The organism is Flagellimonas baculiformis (assembly GCF_033441575.1).
GTDB lineage: Bacteria > Bacteroidota > Bacteroidia > Flavobacteriales > Flavobacteriaceae > Flagellimonas > Flagellimonas baculiformis.
This window is the reverse complement of record NZ_JAUZVW010000011.1, coordinates 32,523-48,405: the sequence shown is the minus strand read 5'-3', so window position 1 is coordinate 48,405 and position 15,883 is coordinate 32,523. Positions and strand designations below refer to the sequence as shown.

The 15,883-nt window shown below is 45.5% G+C and carries 18 protein-coding genes; 6 read left to right on the top strand and 12 right to left on the bottom strand.

Translation table 11 applies throughout. The annotated features are described in order from the left end of the window. Nucleotides 1-24: 24 nt before the first annotated feature. Nucleotides 25-1,707 (top strand): M1 family aminopeptidase, encoded by a 1,683-nt coding sequence (locus SD450_RS14935; protein ID WP_318345263.1) that lies wholly within the window; start codon nt 25-27, stop codon nt 1,705-1,707. Here the strand turns inward: SD450_RS14935 and SD450_RS14930 are convergent. The 3 genes from SD450_RS14930 to SD450_RS14920 form a co-directional block, all read right to left on the bottom strand. Then, nucleotides 1,704-3,455: an aromatic amino acid hydroxylase gene (locus SD450_RS14930; RefSeq protein WP_318345262.1), complete on the bottom strand. Its 1,752-nt coding sequence runs from the start codon at nt 3,453-3,455 to the stop codon at nt 1,704-1,706. The genes SD450_RS14935 and SD450_RS14930 overlap by 4 nt on opposite strands. A gap of 281 nt (nt 3,456-3,736) precedes the next feature. Further along, nucleotides 3,737-4,309: a DUF4136 domain-containing protein gene (locus SD450_RS14925; RefSeq protein WP_318345261.1), complete on the bottom strand. Its 573-nt coding sequence runs from the start codon at nt 4,307-4,309 to the stop codon at nt 3,737-3,739. Between the two features lie 64 nt (nt 4,310-4,373). After that, entirely contained in the window at nt 4,374-4,535 is a 162-nt protein-coding gene (locus tag SD450_RS14920) for a DUF5522 domain-containing protein (RefSeq protein ID WP_318345260.1), read from the bottom strand. A 174-nt stretch (nt 4,536-4,709) separates the two neighbouring features. On the opposite strand from SD450_RS14920, the gene SD450_RS14915 reads away from it, so the two are divergent. Continuing rightward, nucleotides 4,710-5,039, top strand: a complete 330-nt coding sequence (locus SD450_RS14915; RefSeq protein ID WP_318345259.1) for a hypothetical protein — start codon at nt 4,710-4,712, stop codon at nt 5,037-5,039. Nucleotides 5,040-5,076: 37 nt separating this feature from the next. On the opposite strand, the gene SD450_RS14910 is transcribed toward SD450_RS14915, so the two are convergent. Then, complete coding sequence (locus SD450_RS14910; protein ID WP_318345258.1) at nt 5,077-5,376, bottom strand: type II toxin-antitoxin system RelE/ParE family toxin; 300 nt, start codon at nt 5,374-5,376, stop codon at nt 5,077-5,079. Continuing rightward, the gene (locus SD450_RS14905; RefSeq protein ID WP_318345257.1) at nt 5,373-5,684 is read right to left on the bottom strand and encodes a hypothetical protein; all 312 of its coding nucleotides are present in this window, start codon (nt 5,682-5,684) and stop codon (nt 5,373-5,375) included. The genes SD450_RS14910 and SD450_RS14905 overlap by 4 nt, the downstream gene beginning before the upstream one ends. Before the next feature lie 64 nt (nt 5,685-5,748). Here SD450_RS14905 and SD450_RS14900 point away from each other — a divergent pair, with 64 nt between their 5' ends. The 3 genes from SD450_RS14900 (at nt 5,749) to hemL (ending at nt 9,315) form a co-directional block, all read left to right on the top strand. Next, complete coding sequence (locus tag SD450_RS14900) at nt 5,749-6,654, top strand: 1-aminocyclopropane-1-carboxylate deaminase/D-cysteine desulfhydrase (RefSeq protein WP_318345256.1); 906 nt, start codon at nt 5,749-5,751, stop codon at nt 6,652-6,654. Further along, nucleotides 6,651-7,514, top strand: coding sequence for a glucosaminidase domain-containing protein (locus SD450_RS14895; protein ID WP_318345255.1), 864 nt, complete (start codon nt 6,651-6,653; stop codon nt 7,512-7,514). Before SD450_RS14900 ends, SD450_RS14895 begins: the two co-directional genes overlap by 4 nt. A 523-nt stretch (nt 7,515-8,037) precedes the next feature. Beyond that, nucleotides 8,038-9,315, top strand: coding sequence for a glutamate-1-semialdehyde 2,1-aminomutase (gene hemL / locus SD450_RS14890; RefSeq protein WP_318345254.1), 1,278 nt, complete (start codon nt 8,038-8,040; stop codon nt 9,313-9,315). On the opposite strand, the gene SD450_RS14885 is transcribed toward hemL, so the two are convergent. Then, nucleotides 9,312-9,812, bottom strand: coding sequence for a hypothetical protein (locus SD450_RS14885; protein ID WP_318345253.1), 501 nt, complete (start codon nt 9,810-9,812; stop codon nt 9,312-9,314). The genes hemL and SD450_RS14885 overlap by 4 nt on opposite strands. Before the next feature lie 26 nt (nt 9,813-9,838). Next, nucleotides 9,839-10,033 (bottom strand): helix-turn-helix transcriptional regulator, encoded by a 195-nt coding sequence (locus SD450_RS14880; protein WP_318345252.1) that lies wholly within the window; start codon nt 10,031-10,033, stop codon nt 9,839-9,841. A gap of 159 nt (nt 10,034-10,192) precedes the next feature. On the opposite strand from SD450_RS14880, the gene SD450_RS14875 reads away from it, so the two are divergent. Further along, the gene (locus SD450_RS14875) at nt 10,193-10,489 is read left to right on the top strand and encodes a hypothetical protein (RefSeq protein WP_318345251.1); all 297 of its coding nucleotides are present in this window, start codon (nt 10,193-10,195) and stop codon (nt 10,487-10,489) included. Between the two features lie 71 nt (nt 10,490-10,560). Here SD450_RS14875 and SD450_RS14870 read toward each other — a convergent pair whose 3' ends face one another. The 5 genes from SD450_RS14870 to SD450_RS14850 all read right to left on the bottom strand — a co-directional run bounded on the left by SD450_RS14870 (nt 10,561) and on the right by SD450_RS14850 (nt 15,847). After that, nucleotides 10,561-11,016 carry a hypothetical protein gene (locus SD450_RS14870; RefSeq protein ID WP_318345250.1) on the bottom strand — a complete coding sequence of 152 codons (456 nt, stop codon included), beginning with the start codon at nt 11,014-11,016 and terminating at the stop codon, nt 10,561-10,563. Next, nucleotides 11,017-11,949, bottom strand: a complete 933-nt coding sequence (locus SD450_RS14865) for a DUF6731 family protein (RefSeq protein WP_318345249.1) — start codon at nt 11,947-11,949, stop codon at nt 11,017-11,019. It abuts the gene before it with no gap. Nucleotides 11,950-12,006: 57 nt separating this feature from the next. Continuing rightward, a complete protein-coding gene (locus SD450_RS14860; RefSeq protein ID WP_318345248.1) occupies nt 12,007-12,618 on the bottom strand; it encodes a hypothetical protein in 612 nt (203 codons plus the stop codon). Nucleotides 12,619-13,187: 569 nt separating this feature from the next. Continuing rightward, complete coding sequence (locus SD450_RS14855; RefSeq protein WP_318345247.1) at nt 13,188-14,297, bottom strand: DUF748 domain-containing protein; 1,110 nt, start codon at nt 14,295-14,297, stop codon at nt 13,188-13,190. Nucleotides 14,298-14,299: 2 nt separating this feature from the next. Further along, entirely contained in the window at nt 14,300-15,847 is a 1,548-nt protein-coding gene (locus SD450_RS14850) for an AsmA family protein (RefSeq protein WP_318345246.1), read from the bottom strand. Between the last annotated feature and the right edge of the window lie 36 nt (nt 15,848-15,883).

The following is a 15,883-nucleotide window of genomic DNA, read 5'->3' as shown; positions in this document are numbered from 1 at the left end:
AAGGTAGATCAATCAATACAATCTATGTTTAAAAGAGTTCTGCCAACCGCCCTTTTAGCCATTTTTTTATTTTCCTGTCACCAAAAACCCGAACCGGATATCAGTTATGCCATAGCTCCCGTCATGGTTGACAGCACAACGCAACTCCAGATCAGAATGACCTTGCCGGCAAGCCCGGACGGTACCACCCTTCTGTCTTTTCCCAATGAAGCATGGGGACAGGAAGGACTTTTCGGGACGTTGGGGAAGATGCAATTGCTGAACGTGGAGGGAGCGTTGAAAAAGGATGTGGATAGCAGTCGCATTGTGCTGATGCATCCGAAGGGCATCAAAAAGTTGGAGTTTGAGTATTTCCTCAAGCAGGATTTCGATGACGGACTTTCAACGAGGAGAATTTATCGGCCCATCATCAACAACACCTATTTCCATGCATTTTCCCATAATATGTTCATGGTGCCCCAACAGAGAGAGGGCCATCAGAACATTGTGTTGGACTGGTCGGCCTTTCCGAAGGATTACACCATTCACAATAGTTTTGGAAGCCAGGAAAAGGTGCAAGTGTTGAAGGATATGGATATGGACCTTTTTGGAAACGCCATTTTTGTGGGGGGTGATTTTCGGGTGTCCCAGGGGAATATCCAAGGCAATACGATCAGTCTGGCCACCCGCGGTGAATGGGTGCCTTTTCAAGAAGAAGATGTTTTTCAAGTGTTGGAACAAACCCTGACCTGCCAACGGAATTTTTGGAACGACCATTCCCAGGAATACTTCACCGTCACCTTGCAGCCCTTTCCCCAAGAGAACGGAAGCAGTTTTCAAGGTACGGGTTTGACCAACTCCTTTGCCACCTCCATTTCCAACAACGATTTTACGGATATCGAACAATTGGTGTACCTGTTCAACCATGAGTTGATGCACAACTGGATCGGACATACCATCAAGAACGACAATGAGGAAGAGCAATATTGGTTTAGTGAGGGTTTTACCGAATATTATACCTTCAAAAATATTGCAACCAACAAGATCAATGGTTTGACTGGGGCCTTTTATATCAACGAGATGAACCGTACCATACGTGATCTCTATGCTTCCCCAGTGGTGGAAGCCCCCAATGCCGATATCAACTACGATAATTTTTGGGGCAATCGGGATTATTCCAAATTACCCTATTGGAGAGGGGCCGTTTTTGCTTTTTATCTGGACCAAAAGATCCAACAGATCAGTAAGGAAAAACAAGGTTTGGACGATGTGATGCACCAGATTTACACCGATGCGACCACCAAGGGCCAAAAATTGGAACACGATTATTTTATTGGGGTGATGAACGGATATTGGGAAGGGGACTTTGAAAGTTTCTTCCGCAAACATATCATCGAGGGCCAAAAAATCGATCTCGGAGGGTTTTTTGATGGGCTGGGATTGGATTATGAGCCCATGAGCGACATATACGAACTAGGATTTGAGTTTGATGGGGACCGAAAGAAAATTGAGCGGGTAGTGGAAGGAAGTAAGGCTTGGGAGGCTGGACTTAGGGAAGGGGATGAGGTCTATTCCCGAAGTATTTGGCAGGGAAGTATTGAGCACCAAGTGGAGCTTGGACTGAAACGTAATGGTGAAAAATTCCAGGTCGCTTATTACCCGATCAGAAAGGCAGAGGTGCCCCAATTGAAACCAACTGCCTCCAACATAAAAAAACTGGGTTTTTAACTCACCAAATGGGCATTCACCAGTTGTATGCCGTCATCTATCAAATGGCCCACTTTGGGGTTGTCTCGTTTGATGTTTTCCAAATGCTCCAAGATTTCTTGCTGAAACCCAAGATCATTGCCCTGTTTGGCCAATTCGTACAGTTCCGTGGGCAATAACCAGTCCTGTGGGTGTTCGTTCTTGAGGGCTTGGAACACTTTGTTGCGGGAAATGGTGGTGTTCTTTCCTTCCCTGAAATCACGGATTTGCTGGTAATACTGGTCCAGTTGGATCCTTTTTGGACTCTTTTTCGGTTTAATAGTGCTTTCGGTAATCTGATGGGTGATGAGGTCAAAGCTGTGCAGGTCGGCAGGTCCGTTGTAAGCCGAGACCACTTTTTGGCCCACGGCCATGTGGTACAGCCCCCATTCCGGTTGGAATAGCGTTTCTCCCTTGTAGGTCACGGTACAGTTCTCAAAAGTGATCAAGATGATCTTGCCCATCAGGTTGCGCGTACCGGTAATGATGGTGCCCTCCACCGTGATGCCTCCTTCAAATTCCAAGGCAATCTGTTCGCCTTCATAGATTTTATAGGCCTTGAGGTCACGTGGGCCCATGTCCTCGATGGCAATGTTTATCCCCTTCAGTTTTCCGATGGGGGAACCGAAACCATACGCATGGTGGGCAGTGCTGTGCCCCACCAGTTCCTTTTCACGGTAGGAGAGTGCCGTTGCACCCTTCGTTTGGATGTAGATGGGCTTGCCCTCATGCTCGATCACCTTGTGGAACTCCCCGGAAATCTGTAGGCCCGTGCTCAGTTCCACCGTACCCAATGCTTTGGAGGCAATCAATTTTTGGATGCCGGAAAGGCCACCCGTACGCAGGGCCATGGAATTGGCAAAATCCTCCAAAACTTGGCTCAAAAAGGCAAAGTCTGGGGTAACGAACAGTTGTGGCTGAGGTTTGGTAATGTCAAATTCGGTATGGACCGCCTCTAGGGAATACGGCAATTTCTTCACTTTGTCGGTCATGCACCAAGCACTTTCCCCAATGGACGATAAGAGGCCTGCTCCATAAATTTTCGGGTTGTCCACCGTACCGATCAGGCCATACTCCACCGTCCACCAATGCAGGTTGCGGATAAGGGCCATTTCGCTGGGGGTCCCCATGTTCTCCTGCAAGTGTTCAATGTGCTTTTCCGCCTTGTCAATATCTTCCTGTGGTGTGCCATGGGCCTCTTTGATGATGGAAAGATGCCGCACGGCGTTGTAGAGTTCATAGTCCTTGGCACTCGATATCGCTTTGCAGCCAATTTCCCCGAAGCGTCTCAGGTATTCCGCATATTCCGGATTGGCGATGATGGGCGCATGTCCGGCCCCTTCGTGGATGATATCGGGAGCAGGGGTGTATTCAATGTTTTCCAATTGGCGGATGTCCGAAGCGATGACCAGCACATTGTAGGCTTGGAATTCCATAAAGGCCGATGGCGGAATGAATCCGTCCACCGCAACCGCCGCCCAACCAATTTCCTTCAAGATGCGGTTCATGCCATACATGTTGGGGATATGGTCAATGGAGATGCCTGTTTTCTTCAATCCATCCACATAGGAACTGTGTGCCACACGGCTCAGGTAGTCCACATTTTTTCGCATCACATAGCGCCATACGGCCTGGTCTATGGCCGTGTACTCCTCATAGTTCTGTGGTTTGATGAACTGTTTTAAGTGTTTCGGCAGTTTGTCCAGTATGGGATTGGATTCGTAGCTCATATGTACTTTTATATTATCGTTGTGCAATCTGAATGAAATTTGTCAGTTCGAGTGATTTTTCGAAAGAAAAATTATATCGAGAACCAGAATTTCAAGTCTAAAAACCGATTCTCGATACTAAATTCCTCTGGAATTTCACTCGAATTGACGGTTTTTGGAATAACTGGCCTTTATGATGCACATTAAAATTTATATGATTTAAAGATACGAAATAGGAAATGGTTTCTCCCATCAAGGAAAATGAAGTGCAATAAAAAACCGCCCTAAGGGCGGTCTATATCTTAATTGGAAGCCACGGACATGTTGGGCGGATATTCCTGAAGGATCTGTGAAACAAATTCCTTGATGCGCTGCTCTTTTTTCTCGATGCTCTTGGTGTTGTTCAGCGTGCCTACACCACGTCCTTGCCACACCAATTCTTTTTTGTTGGCGTCGATCACATCAATGTAAAGGGAACCTTCGGTACTGGTGCTCACGTTGTTGCCTCCCCAGCCCCAGCCCCAACCGGGACCCCAGACCCAAGGATTGTAGAAACCTCCATAGCCCCAGCCAAAGTTGTTGTTGTACACGTCCACACGCTCACGCTCCTTGGTGAAGATGCTGATGAGCACATCTGGGTTGTCGGATTTCACAAAACCACGGGAGCCTAGCTCGGCCTCAATGGCACGAAGAATGCGTTTTTTGTCCAGATCCGATATTTGGGCTTTGTCAATACCCGTTTTGTAAAAAGCATAGCTTTTATAGGTGTTGAAATCAGCTTTTTGATCGTAATCGGAAACGACCCGTACCGAACTGCACGAGGCCAAAAGAACAAGGGTCAATGCGACCAGCGGAATGAGTTTGAAATTTTTCATGGCACTTTTTTTATTTCTTTGAGATTATGATGAATACGGCACAAATATTATGCCGAACACGATCTTAGTTTCTCCTATTGATCTTCGCATTGTAGCCATACGGACAATGGCGGCATCCACTTTCGCAGCAATATCCCCGTTTGAGAAGGTATTGCTCGGTAAAGACCCGATAGCCCTCTTCCGAAAGGTAATAATCGCCCTCTTCCAAGGGAATGCGTTCTTTCATGCGCAGCATCAATTCGTCTTATAAAGTTAAGTGATCTTGATGAAAGCCCCTAACGTTTTAAGATTTTGGAAGCAAGGTGCTTATTCACCGAAATTGTTGATGGTATTGTCGGCTGTGGCCAATTTCCTGTGTTTTTTGCTGTTATATTTGTTGGGAACCCTTGAACGTTTTCAGGTGATAGTAGTCTTTAGACATTTCTTCTATAAAAATTATGTGGGACTCTCGCTTTGGCCCTTCATCATCCTAAAAGAGGATTCCCTGAAGGACGACGCCGTGCTCATCAACCATGAGCGCATCCACCTGAAACAACAGCAGGAACTCCTGATAGTGCCCTTCTACCTGCTCTATATTTCCGAATGGCTCATACGGACCGTCCTCTACATGGACAGTTACCGGGCCTACCAGAACATCAGTTTTGAACGTGAGGCCTATGCCAATGAAGCGGATATGCAGTATCTTTCCATGCGGAAAATCTTCGGGTTTTTGAACTATTTGATGCGATAATATTTAGTGCCGAATACTAGGTAAGCGTTGCACAGGTTTAGCTGAGAAGCTTTTCAATTTTATCGGGGTCCTGGAAATTGCCCCAAAAATATTCCACTTCGATCAATTCATCCAAAATCCTATAAAACATGGTGGTGTGCTTGGTGATGAATGCCTCGCGGCTTACCCTGTTGTATGGGGAGACCTTGAACATTTCAGGATGGGTTCTGATGTTTTCAATGGTCTCTTCCACTAGGTCTATGAAAGCAAGGGCCTCTTTTTGGGTCCACACTTCCATAAGGTAGTCCAATATGGCATTAAAGGATTTCTCGGCCTCGAAGGTCCAGACTACCTTCACCGGGAAATTCTTTTTCTGGCATCGGAGATAACGGATTCGTGTTTCAAAACACGACCTGCTGCACTGTCTTTGCGGCTACGCTCTAGGGCTTGTTTGATTTCAAAAGCTTTGGCATCCTCAGGGAAAAGAAGCGTACTCAATTTGACCATCTCGGAAATACTGAAACTACGCTTTTTAAGTTTGTTGTAGAAAGTGGCCCTAGAAACACCCAACTCATTGATAATGTGTTCTTTTTTGAATTTACTTTCCTCTATATATATGTGGAGGTTTTCAAGCAGGGTTTTATAATTCAGGACTACGTCTAACATTTTGATTTATATTTGTCTATAAAAGCAATACAAATATAATAAGATATTCCATACGAAAAGTGTTTTGAACACCCCCAATCAGCATATCGACCTGCCCCTTCTCCATGAAAAGGGGGTGACCCTGTACATCAAACGGGAGGATGCCATCCATCCGCTTATTTCGGGAAACAAGTACCGCAAGCTCAAATACAATCTGGAGCAAGCCAAAAAACAGGGCCATTCCACGCTGCTCACCTTTGGTGGGGCCTTTTCCAACCACATTGCGGCCGTGGCCTGCGCCGGAAAGGAACAGGGTTTTGGGACCATTGGCGTGATACGTGGGGAGGAGTTGGCCCACAGTTGGCAGGACAATCCCACTTTGGCCTTGGCCCATCGGCAGGGGATGCGGTTCCATTTTGTTTCGCGGAGAGATTATCGGAACAAAAATGAGGCACCTTTTCGCCATACGTTGAAAGAACACTTTGGAGCATATTACCTGCTTCCCGAGGGCGGTACAAATGCATTGGCGGTGCGGGGCTGCGAGGAGATCTTGACCAAAGCGGATGCCGATTTCGACCATATCTGTTGTGCGGTGGGCACTGGGGGCACTTTGGCCGGGATCATCAATTCGACAAAAGAAGGGCAGAACGTTCTGGGTTTTCCCGCGTTGAAGGGCGATTTTTTGAACGATGATATTCGTACATTTGCCCGCAATGATCGGTGGCGATTGGTGACCGATTATCATTTTGGGGGCTATGCCAAGGTGGATCGGGAACTGGTGACATTCATCAACCGCTTTAGGGATGAAACCAGGATTCCGTTGGACCCCATCTACACGGGAAAGATGCTTTTTGGTATTTTTGACCTTGTAAAACAGGATGTTTTCCCCAAAGGCACCCGAATCTTGGCCATCCACACGGGCGGATTGCAGGGCATTTTGGGCATGAACCTTGTGTTGGAAAAAAAGAATTTACCGTTATTGGACCTATGATCAAGCGAATTGGATATGTACTCTTGGTGGCCCTCCTGCTCACAGGTTGCGGTGCCAAAAAAAGAAGGACCACCCACCGAAAGGGAGCCCCTGTCATCAGCAGGACGGAGACCAAGGAAAACACCAAGGTGACCGCGGAAGAGCGGACCGAGGGGTCCAACCTCTATCCCATGCCCGAAGACCCGGGTAGGTTCGAGAAGTTTCCCATTTCGGATACGGAGGAATACATCAAGACCTTTGCCGAGATTGCCCAGTATGAAATGCGTGCCTTTGGCATTCCCGCCAGCATCACCTTGGCGCAGGGCATTCTGGAAAGTGGTTCCGGGCGCGGGGAGCTTACCCTGAAGACGAACAACCACTTTGGGATCAAGTGCCATACGGGTTGGGAAGGCGAGTTCGATTTTCATGATGACGATGCCAAGGGAGAGTGTTTCCGCAAGTACAACCACCCCATGTTCTCCTTTCGCGACCATAGTCTGTTCCTGACGACCCGATCGCGCTATGCCTTTTTGTTCAATTACCGACGGGACGATTATAAAAAATGGGCCCATGGCCTCAAACAGGCGGGCTATGCCACGGACCGTCAATATCCGCAGAAATTAATCGCCCTGATCGAACGCTACGAGCTGCACAAATATGACGAGGCCGTCGTGGAAACCAGCGACGAACCCGTTCGGCAGCCCGTGACCGAGGACACGCCCGAACCGGAAGTCACCTTGACCCATACCGTGGTGAAGGGGGACACCTTGTATGCCATATCCAGAAAATATGAGATTTCCGTGGATGAACTGAAGCGGATGAACCGATTGAACGACAACACCATCTCCATCGGGCAGGTGCTCCATGTCGGTGTGCAGTGATTTTGTCACATCGAGCGCAGTCGAGATGTGATGAAGTATGTCGTTCTCGACGGCGCTCGAACTGACATTGGGCACGTCAACCTGAACTTGTTTCAGGTTCTCATAAATGTTGTGGGAATTGGGCCCTGAGCGGAGTCGAAGGGCGATAAGGTAGGTCGAGAACTGCTTCCGTCCCATTCCCTTCTCGATACAATTCGCCAGGGCGAATCACTCGAACTGACAAAAACGGTTTCCTTGAAAGTGGAAGGATGTGTACCTTTGCTATCGATTTGTCATCCTGAGCAGTTTCCTGAGCGTAGTCGAAGGAATAAGCGAAGGATCTCACGGTAAATTTTATTTGATCATGGGATGCCGAAACGGGTTCGGCATGACGAACTTTGTAACGAAAAATCGAAGATTCAGCGTAACTCATCGTTATTGGGCTTGAAATTCTGGTTCTCGATACGATTTTTCTTTTTGAAAAATCACTCGAACTGACAAAAATGAATTAAAAAGATTCCCGTCTTCACGGGAATAGGGAAATATGATCTACCAACGAAGCAGTGCCCTCTTCGCAGCGGCCAAAAAATACATTCCAGGAGGCGTTAACTCACCCGTTCGGGCGTTTAAAGCGGTAGGGGGCGACCCCATTTTTGTAAAAGAGGCCAAGGGTGCCTACCTCTACGATGTGGACGGCAACCAACTCATCGACTACATTGCCTCGTGGGGGCCACTGATCTTGGGCCATGCCTACGAGCCCGTGATCAACGCCGTAATCGAAAAGGCCAAAAAGGGGACGTCCTTTGGGATGCCCACCGAAATAGAGACGGAACTGGCCCAACTGGCCGTTTCCATGGTGCCGAACATTGACCAGATCCGTTTTGTGAACAGTGGCACCGAGGCCTGTATGAGTGCAGTGCGCCTTGCGCGCGGGTACACGGGCAAGGACAAGATCATCAAGTTTTCAGGTTGCTACCACGGCCACTCCGACTCGTTTTTGATACAGGCGGGGAGCGGGGCGGTTACCTTTGGCAGTCCCAACAGCCCAGGGGTCACGCAGGGCACGGCCAAGGACACCCTGCTGGCGAATTTTAACGATCTGGAAGGGGTAAAGGCCCTCGTGGCAGCGAACCAAGGCGAGATTGCGGCCATCATTTTGGAGCCCGTGCCGGGCAATATGGGCTGCATTATCCCCCAGCCCGGTTTTATGAAAGGCTTGCGCGAACTCTGCACCCAAGAAGGCATTTTGTTGCTCTTTGATGAGGTGATGACGGGCTTTCGATTGGGCAAAGGTGGGGCACAGGAAGCTTTGGGCATCGATGCCGATATCGTGATGTTCGGAAAGGTGATCGGGGGCGGACTGCCCGTGGGGGCGTTTGCGGCCCGTGCGGAGATCATGTCGCACTTGGCGCCCGAAGGACCGGTATATCAAGCCGGGACCTTGAGTGGAAACCCGTTGGCCATGAGTGCCGGACTCGCCATGCTCACCGAGCTGAACAACCGTCCCGAAGTGTTTGACAGTTTGGCCGAAAAAACGGAATACCTGCATAAGGGGATTGCCGCCACCTTGACCGAAAAAGGAGTGGAACACCAGATCAACCGCTTTGGCAGTATGATCTCCGTACATTTTACGGCGGAACCCGTGGTGGATTTTGCCAGTGCGGCCAAGGGCAACAACGATACCTTTAAGAAATACTTCCACGGGATGCTGGACAACGGGGTGTACTTACCGCCCTCGGCCTTTGAAAGCTATTTTCTCAACGATGCGCTCAGCTATGCGGATTTGGACAGGACGATTGAAGCAGTGGGGAGGGTGTTTTAAAAACGCATTGCCAATCCAAAACCATTTTGGTTGTTGAGTATAAAAAATTCTGGCTGAAATTGATAGCTTGATTTTTGTGCCACAGCAATATTATAGCTGTCCACACCTTTGTTGATATTATTAAATGCCCTAAACGAAAGATAAAAGGCCGAAAGCCCCAATGCTCCACCAATATAGGCAAGCTCCCAAGTTGGATCGCGATCTGCTGATTGTTGTCCTAGCGGAATGCCTATCAATACACCACCTGTAAAAGCAAGAATAGCGGAAAAAGTATTTTGGGATTTGCCTTTTTTGATGAGCAAATTAGCCTCTTCAACAGAAGCCGTGGCATCCAAAAGTTCTTTCCAGTTCAAGCGCTTACCATCTTTAAAAAAGCGATACCCAAGTAGGCCTGCTTTCATTTCGATTTCTGGTTCTACGGTTGGGGACTGGTTTTGAGAAAAACTAGAACAAAGAGTAAAGCAATAAAGGAATATGGTTAAGAAGTGTTTTTTCATGGTTGAGGTTGTATTTAGTATTTAAATTAAGGTTTTGTGGGCACCAAAAGTTCCCGGACATCTACATCCAACACCTTGGCGATTTGTCGCAAAACAGGAATGCTGGGCTGGGTATTGTTGTTGCAGTAATTGGTGACCACTACATAGCTTTTACCGATTTGCTCTGCCAACCAAGTTTGGGTTCTGCCTTGTTGTTTTAAAACTTCTTTGATACGGTTCATAATGTAAAATGATACACCAACCTATTACTATGTAATAGGAATTTGTAGCATATTACAATTGGTGTATTTAAACTATAGCAAAATACAATACATAAAAATATTGCGAAATAATATAAAACGATATATATTTATATTGAAATACAATAACTTTTATTGGGGATGCACAACAAAACATTGGTAATACGGCTTATCCAACAAGATTTAAAGCATAGCCAACTTACTGAACAGTTACGACAAATGGGCTTGGATGATGGCGGATTGTACTCCTTGGATTTGATGACGATTGTGGCCGAATTTATGGAAGTGCCACCAAAAAAAATGGAACGGTTTGCCGAAATCTATGGATGCTATTTGGATGAAGCGACAGCATATCCCATCAGTTATTTAGGGGGGCACTTATTGCCCGTGGCGGAGCGTTGCCATGAAAAATTGTCACAGTCTTTGAAGGATTGTTGACTTCTGTCTATGCGGGTTTGGACAGGATGATTGAGACGTTGGTTCACAAGCATTAACCAACTATTGACGTATTAAGCGTCGTTGAGGATAATTTTATAAAAAATCAAAGTAAAAATAAAACTACTGGTCAGGACAAAACAAAATAAACCGAAAGTGCTTGATTCAAGTATTTTCAAAATAAAAATGAAATGTTCTTCCAAATATTCTTTTGAGCTACTTGTAATAAAAGCGAGAAAACAATTTACCATTGATGAAATCACAGTTGTTTTATTCAGGGATATCAATCTTGAAAAACTTTTATGGGTTTTCATTAATGATACAGTTTCACTGTCACTTTGAATTAAAAGGGCAAGAATAGCTAGTAAAAAACCAAAAAGGGTTGAGGTAATTCCGACAATCTTATCAAAAAAACTTTCAGTGATTAGAAAGCATGCTTTTTCCCAATTGAAAAACAAAACAATGGTAATTGACACCCCAATTATTAAGGGTATTAACTTCTCAATCCAGTATCCAATGGTTTTATCCATTTATGAAAAAATTGAATCTAAGTCTTGTTTACAGTTTTCATGTAACTCCTTTATTTTTGAACTTCTTTGTAATTCTAATAGATTAGAGTTTTCTCTAGGCTCATCTATTGAAATATGTTTAATATAGCGATTTGCTATTAAATCAAGATGTTGTAATTTCTTCAGGTCGTTTCCGTAACCAGATACAATTACTTTTTGAACGTTTTGATTAGATTTCGTCTTAAGTAGGTTTTTTGCATCATCTAAAAATTCCTTTACAGTTTTCGAAGTTAACCCTTTACTTGTTTTTTTATTTTTAGCATCAACTTCAAATTTAGCATGTAATTTACTAGAATTTAACTTGTTGGCTGACTTGCATACCTGTGAGAGTGCTCCGTTTTGGTGTTTTAAATCTTCAATAATTTTATTTGGATATGCAATTTGAATTTCAACCGATTTATGAAATTTCATATTTAAAATTCTATTGTATTCATTTGAAGTCAAAACCACTTCGAGGTTAATTTTGAATTTTTTAAAGAGAGTTGAATTAGATTGCTTGAGAGCTAAATAAATATAGCTTACAAAATGGTCTAAATAGGACCCGAATTTATTTATTTCATACATTAATATTTGTCTGTCTACATCGTAGAGAAATACATTGGCATATGCTAAGCCTTCGTCTTTGTTTAATCCTATTTTTGATAACGATTTTGCTGTTTTGTTTTTTTTTGGAGGCACATTGTTCCTTCGACTTGTCTCTAACAATCCAACTATCAGATTTGGTTTTTTGTCAAAAATCTTCATTTCCATATCCTTGCCCTTAAATATGACTTCTTGTCCATTTATATCGGATGATTTTAGAATATCTTCAAATTTCAATTGGCTTTCTTTTTCACCATTGAAGGTTTTCATGCTTACTTTATAAAATTCGATTTTCTTTTTTTTAAGTGCCATAAGTTTAAAATTTTAACACAAAGGTTTAGCTGGGAATTTATTTTTCATAATGTCGTATCAAACATTCTCAAAAAATTGAACAGCAAAGGAGCAAAAGGATTTAATAACTTCTTTATCCAGGTCAAACTCCTTTCTATTACCTAAATAATTTGTTGAAGTTGGTGTTGTTTCTTTTCCTTCCATTAACTCAGTAACTGTGATACATTTGATGTGTTTTTTGGAAACTAAGATGATATAGGCGTTTTCATAAGGATAATCCTTAGGCAAATCTTTCAGTTTGAACTCACCACTTGCCCTAAATTTCACTTCTAAGAAATAAACTGCTTTTGACCTTTGATCCTGGATTACAAAATCTGGCATCCTTCTTATCTCTTGAGCCACATCCGAGCGTACGCCTTTAAGAAGTTCCATAATGCCAGGAATGGTATTTTCCATACCATATCTGAATACATTGTATCCTAAACTTAAGAATAGTTCTTGAATCAAAGTTTCAGCAATACGACCTTTAATCATTCCATAGCGATAATTGAAATCTTTATCGCTTAATCCTTTTGTTCCAGTATTCTCAGATTCTTCTTCAGTTTCCGAGATATTTTGGCTTTTATAACAAGGATAACAAAGACCACCTTCGAATTTGGTGTACTCCCCGCATTCAATACATTCAGGCATTTTGTAAGTTTTGACTCAAATTCAATTCCTCAAATTTATTTTTTCGGACGTTTAGGTGGTTTCAGAGACGGTGTGTTTCCGGGTGTATCCTTATTGTCTCTTTGTCGCTGATCAGGCTTTCCTGTTGACTTCGCTATTCTTTTCGGTCCTGGCTTAAGTCCCATATTTTTTGTTTTATTTGTTTTTAGTACTCTCTCGGTTTGGTCAAACTTGTTGACCAATTAATTTATTTGATCGTAAAACATATTTATATACAGCCAAATTGGGATGTTGCCGATGTGTTTGATGCTTCTAACGCAGAGCAGAACTAATTCTAGTAAAGTATGGGGAGGGGCTGCGAATGCCAAAATACTAATTCCCAGCCAATTGTAATTATGGAAAAACCTTAAAAAAACTAGGGATTTTCCCTAATCTCAATCGCAGATTGACAAATATCAATACGTTAGAAGTCGGGAGTCGGGAGTCGGGGTTCAGTAGGCAGTTGCAGTTTGCAGTAAATCAGTAGGCAGGGGGCGGTATGCAGGTTCGCCCATCTTACGTCTTAGGCCTATCATCTTACGTCCAAGAAGCTAGTCTTTGTCCTTCTTGTTCTTTTGATTGGCGGTTTGCTGCACGTCGGAAAAGTCAATATCGTCGTCCACCATGTTTTTGAAGGCTTCTATCCACCCATTTTTAAAGATGTTGAGCACGGTGGTCCAGGTCTCGGTGTCCACTTGCTTCAGGTCGCCCTCAATGGGCACTTTCGTGGCGAGGGTGTTTTCCTTGTGGTTCTTCAAAATAAACTTGAAAAAGCCCACAAAACCTTCCCAAAGGGTCTCCAAAAAAGCATCGTCCTTGCCAATGAACTTGGCATCCTTGAGGATGGGCTTCAACGAGCCCTGCAGGTACCCATCGGCAATGACCACCTCGGTGTAGAAGTTGAAGATGCCCTTATCAAAATCGATGCCGGCGTAGTGGTCCGTAAAATCGTTGAGGGCGGTGGCGTTCGCATTTTCAAGGGACAGGGCAAGGTCCATATCGGGAATCTGCTTTACGAGATCCATCTGGCCCTCCAAATGCAGGTCCCCACCTCCAAAGCTCACCGCATTTGCAGAAAGGTTGCTGGGCAGGCGGGCCTCGGTGCGCACCACATTGCGGAGGTTGGTGGCGTAGAGTTCCAAATTGTCCAAATGCAGGTCTATATTGGGGTCGGCATTGAGCTGCACAAAGGCCACCTTGCCGCCATGGATCTCCAGTTTGTTGATGTCTATGGGCACCAGGTCGGTCAGGGCCTTGGTCCAATCATCAAAATCGGGGTCTTCCGGCGTTTCCGTTTGTTGGTCCTCGAACACATAGATCAAGGAAGGCCGGGTCATGTTGATCTCGCTCACGATCCGCCCCTTGAAAAGTGCCGACCATTCGATGGAGATGTGCGTCCTTTCAAAATCGAGAAAGGGAATCTCCGTGTCGGCGTTCACCTTGTTCAAATAGAGCTGTTTTATGGTATAGGCCCCGGTGATGAGGGAAAGGTCAATGTCCTCCACATGGCCATAATACCCAGGGATGTCGGCCAGGACCTTGTTCACATAATTCTTCACGATGTAGGGCAGCACCAATCGAAAGGCGATCAACAGCACTAGGATGATGGCCGGGATCAAAAACCGTTTTCTTTGGTAGAAGCGTTTTCTTTCTTTTGCCATGTCTATGTATTTCTTTTCTTTTTTCCATTGCCGGTAACAGTGTCCACCAAGCCGGCCTTCACATTGATCCAAAGGTAGTTGAAGAAGGATTTGTCGGTGTTCCGATCCACTTTAAAGGTACCGTGGCGGTAGCCGTCCGCATCGGTGTCCGAATTTTTGCGCGCAAAGATATTGACCACGGCGGTGAGCACTTTGTTCACGCCCGAGCGATCCTTTTTCAGGACCTTGAACTCGAACTGGTCGTAGTTCATCTTCATCTCGCCACTGGATTTCAACTCATTGCCGCTCATGGTGAAGTACAGTTGGTTGACGGACCCGCTCACTTCCGCCGTGAGGTTGGTCTTTAAAAAAGGATTGATTTCCGTTGAGTCAAAATTGGACAGGGAACCCATGGCCAAAAAATCGTTGGACTTGTTCTGCGGGTCGAAGGACCAGTCAAGGTCCAAGAGGCCGTCGCCCATCAATTGGGAGCGGGTCTCTATTTTGACATTGCCGCTTCCATGGCTGTGTAGGTTGGTAATGGTGGCGTCCAGATCGGTGAACTTGACGCTTTTGGGATCTACATCGGTCTCCAGCCGCTCCTCGTAGGTGATGGTCCCATCCGTGATACCGATGGAGTCCACCTGAAGGTCAAAATCCAAGTCGCGTAGGGCCTGGTTGTACAATTTTTTATGGGTGGTGTCGTCCGGCAACAGTTTGTCGCGATACACGTGGAAAATGGGCCGTTCCAATTGCAGCTGGGCCAACCGCAGTTGCAGGGTCCCGTTGGCAGGGCCAAAATCGAACTGCTCCAAACGGAGGGTGTCGATGGTGAGGTCATAGTGGTCGTGTTCCACCACCAGTTTTTTGGACAGTTCCTGTTTGCCATACTTGCTTTTCAGCTCCAAGTGGTGCACCTGTCCTTCGTTGGCGTTGAGTTGGAGCTGTTGGAGACGGAGGAACTCGAATGGTCCCAAATCGCAGTACAATTGTTGGGTATCCAAGCGGAATTCACCATAGGTGAAGGGCAATTGCTGTTGGAGGGTCATGCCGTCCACAAGAATGTCCTCAACCTGCAGGTCGATGCCCTCGATCTGCAATTGCACGCTGTCAGAATCCGCTCGGAACTGTGTTAGGCCACCTTTGCTGATGGTCAATTTTCGAATGTCCAGTTGGGGAAAAGTGCCCTTGCCGTTCTTTTTTGGCAGGCTGTCCTTTCCCTTTTTTCGATAGGTGAAGATGGGTTCTTCGAGGTGCAGGCCCGCAATGGACACATCACCATTTTTGAGCAGGGGAAGGTAACCGAGGCCCGATAGGGTAATGTCCTTGGCTACCAGTCCGAAAGTATTGCCACTGTCCGCGGCGGTCACATTTTGAAGGCTGATGCGCCCCGCCAGCACATTGGTGCTGATTTTGTCGTAGTGTAGTTGTATGCCCGTAGATGTTTCCTTGGCAAGGGCCTGCTTTACTTTATGGGTAAAAATAATCTGGGCGATTATCCCGATCAGGGCCAAGATGCCCATCGCCCAAAGCCATATTCGTATTCGAGTGGACCTTTTTTTTTGCGACATATTTTTTTTGATGTGTTCCTTATTGATGTACGATGG